5 protein-coding genes and 1 pseudogene are annotated in these 6,453 nt (G+C 62.5%); 2 read left to right on the forward strand and 4 right to left on the reverse strand.

The genetic code is table 11. The annotated features are described in order from the left end of the window. A pseudogene (locus EN781_RS22270) lies at positions 1 to 219 on the forward strand (hypothetical protein); the annotation flags it as partial. Between the two features lie 260 nt (positions 220 to 479). On the opposite strand, the gene EN781_RS22275 reads toward EN781_RS22270, so the two are convergent. Further along, positions 480 to 782, reverse strand: coding sequence for a DUF982 domain-containing protein (locus EN781_RS22275; protein ID WP_126054489.1), 303 nt, complete (start codon positions 780 to 782; stop codon positions 480 to 482). A gap of 345 nt (positions 783 to 1,127) precedes the next feature. On the opposite strand from EN781_RS22275, the gene EN781_RS22280 reads away from it, so the two are divergent. Continuing rightward, entirely contained in the window at positions 1,128 to 2,585 is a 1,458-nt protein-coding gene (locus tag EN781_RS22280) for an NCS1 family nucleobase:cation symporter-1 (RefSeq protein WP_126054488.1), read from the forward strand. Positions 2,586 to 2,619: 34 nt separating this feature from the next. Here the strand turns inward: EN781_RS22280 and EN781_RS22285 are convergent, their stop codons facing one another. The 3 genes from EN781_RS22285 to EN781_RS22295 all read right to left on the reverse strand — a co-directional run bounded on the left by EN781_RS22285 (position 2,620) and on the right by EN781_RS22295 (position 6,084). After that, a complete protein-coding gene (locus tag EN781_RS22285) occupies positions 2,620 to 3,165 on the reverse strand; it encodes a DUF1697 domain-containing protein (RefSeq protein WP_126054487.1) in 546 nt (181 codons plus the stop codon). 11 nt (positions 3,166 to 3,176) lie between these two features. Continuing rightward, positions 3,177 to 4,814 (reverse strand): CTP synthase, encoded by a 1,638-nt coding sequence (locus tag EN781_RS22290; RefSeq protein ID WP_126054486.1) that lies wholly within the window; start codon positions 4,812 to 4,814, stop codon positions 3,177 to 3,179. A 151-nt stretch (positions 4,815 to 4,965) separates the two neighbouring features. Beyond that, positions 4,966 to 6,084 carry a L,D-transpeptidase gene (locus tag EN781_RS22295; protein ID WP_126054485.1) on the reverse strand — a complete coding sequence of 373 codons (1,119 nt, stop codon included), beginning with the start codon at positions 6,082 to 6,084 and terminating at the stop codon, positions 4,966 to 4,968. Positions 6,085 to 6,453: the final 369 nt, after the last annotated feature.

Here is a 6,453-nt window from a genome sequence, read left to right on the forward strand (position 1 = left end):
GTATCCTGGACCGTCCCTGTCGTGCTTGGCGCCGCGCCGCAGTTAAATTTCGTCGTGCCCTGCGCGGTCATTCTGGCCAGCTACGCCCTGGTGGTGGTGCAGGCCTTCCTGATCGCGACATTCGTTCTGCGGGACACAGCCGGAAGCGAGGCATCTCCGTCAGATCTGTCCGACAGCATCGTAGAACAACCCATGCTCCATGCGGCGCCGGCGACCTGAGCCATGGAATTTCCTGTGGCGGCGCCAAGTACAGAAGATGTGGGGAAAGAGCTTGAATATCACCACAAACGGTTGCGAGGAGACGGGATGGGACGTCACCGCCTCGGAACGGCACGCGGGGGCCGAGCAACCCGTCGTCTTGTGCGCCCTCAAACGGCCGTGCCTCGTGATGGGAGCTGAGAAAGCCAACGGATAAGCAAGGAGCCACGGTCCGCGCCGCAAGGGCACGAACACCAGCCAGTTCTGGCGAGATACGGCGCCTACCGACGTAAGGCGTAAACGTTGTCCATCGCCTCGCCGCCGATCGGCATGGCCATGTCGTCGTCGAGCAGACGGGTGATGCGGGCAAAGCCGGTAAAGGCCTTTCTCGCTTCCTCGGCCGACATATTGCCGGCCATGGCGGCGGAACAGCAATTCAGGGCGCATTGATAAACCGGTCCGCGGCGCCCCGTTGGCCATTTCCGCAGGAACACCATCGCCTCGGCGACACTGTCCACTTCTTCTACAGGCTGACCTTGCCCAGGCAGAATCCGCACGGGCGTAAAGAAATGCAAGCGATCCATCGTTTTCCTCCCGGCCGATCGCGGTGCACAGAACCACATTAAACACCCGCCGGACCATTTGGTTCCACAAAAATCAAATGAGCGCGAAAAAAAATGATGCCTCGAAGCAACGCCGGCCGATCCCATTGGTACGATCGAACGCCGGCAAAGGAGGGTTGAAAGCCGATCGCCGACTCGCGCGACAAAAAGGAGGAATCCGCAATACCGGCCTGCGATAAGCACGATTCTCATTGAATATCTTTAAGGCCAAAGCCGGCAAATGGGTTGCTTGCCGGTTCCCTTGCGTCAGGCATAACCTGCGCAACCAACGCGTGGAGGCGCGTCGCACAAGGGGAGGACATCGCAATGACCATACAAGGCGCATCGCCTGACCTGTATAATGAGGATCTGGCTCCGGCCAAGGTCCGCAACTGGGGACCATTCTCGATCTTCAACGTGTGGACGTCCGACGTCCACAGCCTCTGGGGCTACTACCTGGCGGCGAGCCTGTTTCTCTTCTGCGGCGGCTTCGTCAACTTCATCATAGCCATCGGCATCGGTTCGCTCATCATCTACGTGCTGATGAACATGGTCGGTTATGCCGGCGTGAAGACCGGCGTGCCCTACCCGGTGTTGGCACGCGCTTCCTTCGGCATCTGGGGCGCCAACGTCCCGGCGCTGGTCCGGGCCATCGTCGCCTGCTTCTGGTACGGCGCGCAAACGGCGGCCGCCTCGGGCGCCATCGTGGCGCTGCTGACGCGACTGCAGTGGTTCGATGAGTTCAACAAGACTTCGCACCTTCTCGGCCATTCAACCCTGGAAGTGATCTGCTTCGTCATTATCTGGGCGCTGCAGTTGCTGATCATCCAGAAGGGCATGGAAACAGTGCGGCGGTTTCAGGACTGGGCCGGTCCGGCGGTGTGGGTGATGATGCTGCTCCTGGCGATCTATCTCTGCGTCAAGTCGGGGAGCTTTGCCTTCACCAGCGACATCCCGATGGATGTCCTGCGCGAAAAGACCGCCGATGCCGGCATTCCAGGCGATCCCGGCTCCTGGACGGCGCTCTTCGGCGTCGCGGCGATCTGGGTCACCTACTTCTCGGCGCTCTATCTCAACTTCTGTGACTTCGCCCGCTACGCGCCTGACAACGCGGCGCTGCGCAAGGGCAATATATGGGGCCTGCCGGTCAACCTGATCCTGTTCTCGCTGGTCGCCGGCGTCACCACGATTGCCGCCTACGATGTCTACCATGAGGTGCTGCTGCATCCCGACCAGATCTCGGCCAAGTTCGACAGCTGGTTCCTGGCGGCGCTCGCGGCGCTCACCTTCGCGGTGGCGACGCTCGGCATCAACGTGGTGGCGAATTTCGTCTCGCCGGCCTTCGACTTCTCCAACGTCTTCCCGCGCCAGATCAACTTCAAGAAGGGCGGCTACATCGCGGCCTTGATCGCGCTCGTGCTCTACCCCTTCGCGCCCTGGGAAGGCAGCGCCGCGCACTTCGTCGGCATCATCGGCGCGACGATGGGACCGATCTTCGGCGTGATGATGGTCGACTATTACCTGATCCGGAAGGGTGAGGTCGATGTCGAGGCGCTCTACCGCGAAGACAGCGAGTTCCGCTTCCAGGGCGGTTGGCACGTCAACGCCTTCATCGCCGCCGGCATCGGCGCGATCTTCTCCTCGATCCTGCCCAACTTCACCAACTGGCTGCCGTCCTGGTGGGGTGTCTATGGCTGGTTCTTCGGCGTAGCCATCGCCGGCGCCGTCTACTACGTGCTGCGCACCATGGCGCTCGGCGCCGGCGCCAAGACGGCGAAGGCCTGAAATCAGGCAGTAGGCAGCAGGGTTCCTCTGTTGCCTACGGCCTACTGCCTACCATTTCGGCCAACCTGCGGACCGTGTTCCAGTTGCGCGAGGTGCCGATGCCGAGACGCTTGTGATTGGCGGCCGCAAGCAGCCGCGAGCTTGGCCGCTCGCGCGAGAACACGAGCCAGATGTCGCCGTCGACCAAAAGCACCGCCTCATCCTCGGCGGCGTAGACTTGAAGCGAAGAGATGGCGTGCTCGGCGACAGGCTTGCGCATCACCCGCACCGCGACCTGGTCGCCGGCTTCTGCCGATTCGGCCGGAAATGGATTGCCAATCGCAAGCTTCAACCAGTCGTCGGCGCTGCGCACGATGATGTCGACATGGCGGCCGAAGGTCTTTTCGAACGCTGTCTCCAGCTTTTGCTCGAGATCGGGAACCTTGGTCGCCCGCGCTTCGAACACCAGATTGCCGGTCGCTACCAGTGTGCGGATGCTCTTCAGGCCCAGGCCTTCCGCCATCGCCTTGAGGTCGGCCATGACCACACGCCGCCCCTCGCCGAGGATGATGCTGTAGAGCAGCGCGACATAGGTCTGCATGGCCGCGCGCCCTAGACCAGGCGGCTCTGCTCCATCGCCGCCTCGATGAAGCTGGCAAACAACGGGTGCGGGTCGAGCGGCCGGCTTTTCAGCTCCGGGTGGTACTGCACGCCGATGAACCAGGGATGGTCGGGGTATTCGACCGTCTCCGGCAGCACGCCATCGGGCGACATGCCGGCGAAGACCAGGCCACATTCCTCCAGCCGTTCCTTGTAGTCGATATTGACCTCGTAACGATGGCGGTGGCGCTCTGAAATCTGGGTGTCGCCGTAGATCTGGGCGATCTTCGACCCCTTGGCCAACTCGGCTTGATAGGCACCGAGCCGCATGGTGCCGCCGAGATCGCCGCTGGCCCTGCGCTTCTCCAGCATGTTGCCCTTCAGCCATTCGGTCATCAGGCCGACCACCGGTTCGTCGCTCGGACCGAACTCGGTCGACGACGCATGCTCGACGCCGGCCAGCGAGCGTGCCGCCTCGATGCAGGCCATCTGCATCCCGAAGCAAATGCCGAAGTAAGGCACCTTGCGCTCGCGGGCGAATTTCGCCGCCAGGATCTTGCCTTCCGAGCCGCGCTCGCCGAAGCCGCCGGGAACCAGAATGCCATGCACCTTTTCCAGCCACGGAATCGGGTCTTCCTTCTCGAAGATCTCGCTCTCAATCCAGTCGAGCTTGACCTTGACGCGGTTGGCGAGGCCGCCATGCGACAGCGCCTCGATCAATGACTTATAGGCATCCTTGAGGCCGGTGTACTTGCCAACGATGGCGATGGTCACTTCGCCTTCCGGATTGTGGATGCGATTGGAGAGCGCCTGCCACGGCTCCATGCGCGGCTTCGGCGCCGGATCAATGCCGAAGGCGGCGAGCACTTCCGAATCCAGCCCCTCCTTGTGATAGGCCATCGGCACGTCGTAGATGTGCGGCACGTCGAGCGCCTGGATGACGGCGCTTTCGCGCACATTGCAGAACAGCGACAGCTTGCGGCGCTCTTCCTTGGGGATAGGCCGGTCGGCGCGCACCAAAAGAATGTCGGGCGCGATGCCGATGCCGCGCAACTCCTTGACCGAGTGCTGCGTCGGCTTGGTCTTCAATTCGCCGGCGGTCGGTATGTAGGGCATCAGGGTCAGATGCACATAGACCGCGTTGTTGCGCGGCAGGTCGTTGCCGAGTTGGCGGATCGCCTCGAGGAACGGCATGGCCTCGATGTCGCCGACCGTGCCGCCGATCTCGCACAGCACGAAATCGTAGTCGTCATTGCCGTCGAGGACGAAATGCTTGATCTCGTCGGTGACATGCGGAATGACCTGAACCGTGGCGCCGAGATAGTCGCCGCGCCGCTCCCGCTCGATGATGTTCTTGTAGATGCGGCCGGTGGTGATGTTGTCCTGCTGGTTTGCCGAGCGGCCGGTGAAGCGCTCATAATGGCCAAGGTCGAGGTCGGTTTCGGCGCCGTCATCGGTGACGAACACCTCGCCATGCTGGTACGGCGACATCGTGCCGGGGTCGACATTGAGGTAGGGATCGAGCTTTTTGATGCGCGCGCGATAACCCCGCGCTTGCAGGAGAGCCCCAAGAGCTGCCGCGGCGATGCCTTTTCCGAGTGAGGAAACCACGCCGCCAGTGATGAATACATATCGCGCCATGGGAGTCATCGCTTAACGCGGCCGGATTGATTCCGCCAGAGAAAAAACCGCCGCGAAGGCTTTTTCCCAAGAAGGCGCGAAGCCCCGAAGGGCAAGGAATAGTTTCAGTCAAAACAAAAGGGCCGGCTGAGCCGGCCCTTTCGGCATGATGGCAAAAGCCTCAGATGATAACGACCTTGGTGCCGACCTTGACCCGGCTGTAGAGGTCCATGACGTGCTCGTTGATCATGCGGAAGCAGCCGTTGGAGGCGCTGGTTCCGATCGACTGCGGCGCGATGGTGCCGTGGATGCGCAGGTGCGTGTCCTTCTTGCCGTCATAGAGATAGATAGCGCGCGCGCCGAGCGGGTTCTCGCCGCCACCGGGCATGCCGTCCTTGTACTGGCCGTAGTGCTTCGGTTCACGCTTCTGCATGTCGAGCGTCGGGATCCAGCGCGGCCATTCCTGCTTGTCGCCGACAGCGACCGTGCCCTTGAACTGCAGGCCTTCGCGGCCGACGGCAATCGCATAACGGCGCGCCGTGAAGGCTGATTCGACGAGGTAGAGACGCCGGGCGCTGGTGTCGATGACGATCGTGCCCGGCTCATAGCCGGTGAAAGTGACGTCCTGCGGCACGAATTCCGGCTTCACCTTGAACGGCTTCTTGGCGTCCTTCTTGGCGAGAGCCGAATCGAGGGCACGCGTCTCGGGCAGATAGCTGATCGATGACGACGATGAGCCGCCGAACAGTCCTGCGAACAGGCCACGGCTGCTCTGCTTCTGGCCGGGCGCCTCGCTGCGCAGCTCGCCATTGTTGCCGGTCAGCGCGACATTCATCGCCTCGGCCGGGATCGGCTCGGCCGACTGGATCGGTTCGACCGGCGCGATCGGCTCGATGATCTTGACAGTTTTCTTGCCGGGCTTGGCGTCGGCCACCTTCGTCTCGGCGGCGGACTGGCCCTTCTTTGCAAGCCATTCCTGACGGGCCGCGTCGGCCTTGGCCTTGGCTGCGTCGCGCATCGCCAGCTTGCGGGCTTCGAGCGCCTTGGTCCTGGCGGCTTCCTTGTCGGCCGCGATCTTGTCCTCGAGCTTGCTGATCTGGGCGAGATCGGCCGGAGTCGGGTTTTTCTTCTTCTTGAGAAGCTTCAGCTGCGTTGCGTCGCTTTTGACGGCGACATTGATGGCGCCGGTTATCTCGACTGATGGCGATGCGGCCATGTTTGCCGGCGTGCCGGCGAAGGCTGCGGAACTCATGCCGAGCACGGCAAAGAATCCCATGAAAATGAAGCTGCGAAGCTGCATGGCGAAGATCCGATCGTGTAATGCTTTGTTGCCACGGCGTCGCCCGGCGCCCCCCAAGGACGCCGAAAGTGCCGCGCGCAATGTATAATCGATCAGGCCACGACGCCTCAAGCGCGCCGTCAGGCTACGCCCGGTTGAATCTTCGTGAATGTGCGGCATTTGCCGCGACTGTGATCAAACGACAACAGATCGCGGCCCGATAAGCTTGCCGGGCTATTGGTTCGGAACCTGCGGTGTGACCGGCAAGGTGACGCCGTTGGCTGCCGGCGGGGTGGCCGGATTCGCTGGTGCCGGCGCAGGCGCTGTCGTCGCGGCGCCGTTGCCCGATGAGGGCGGCGTCGCCGATCCGCTGGCGGGTGCCGCCGGCGG

The organism is Mesorhizobium sp. M4A.F.Ca.ET.090.04.2.1, from assembly GCF_003999085.1.
Classification (GTDB): Bacteria; Pseudomonadota; Alphaproteobacteria; order Rhizobiales; family Rhizobiaceae; genus Mesorhizobium.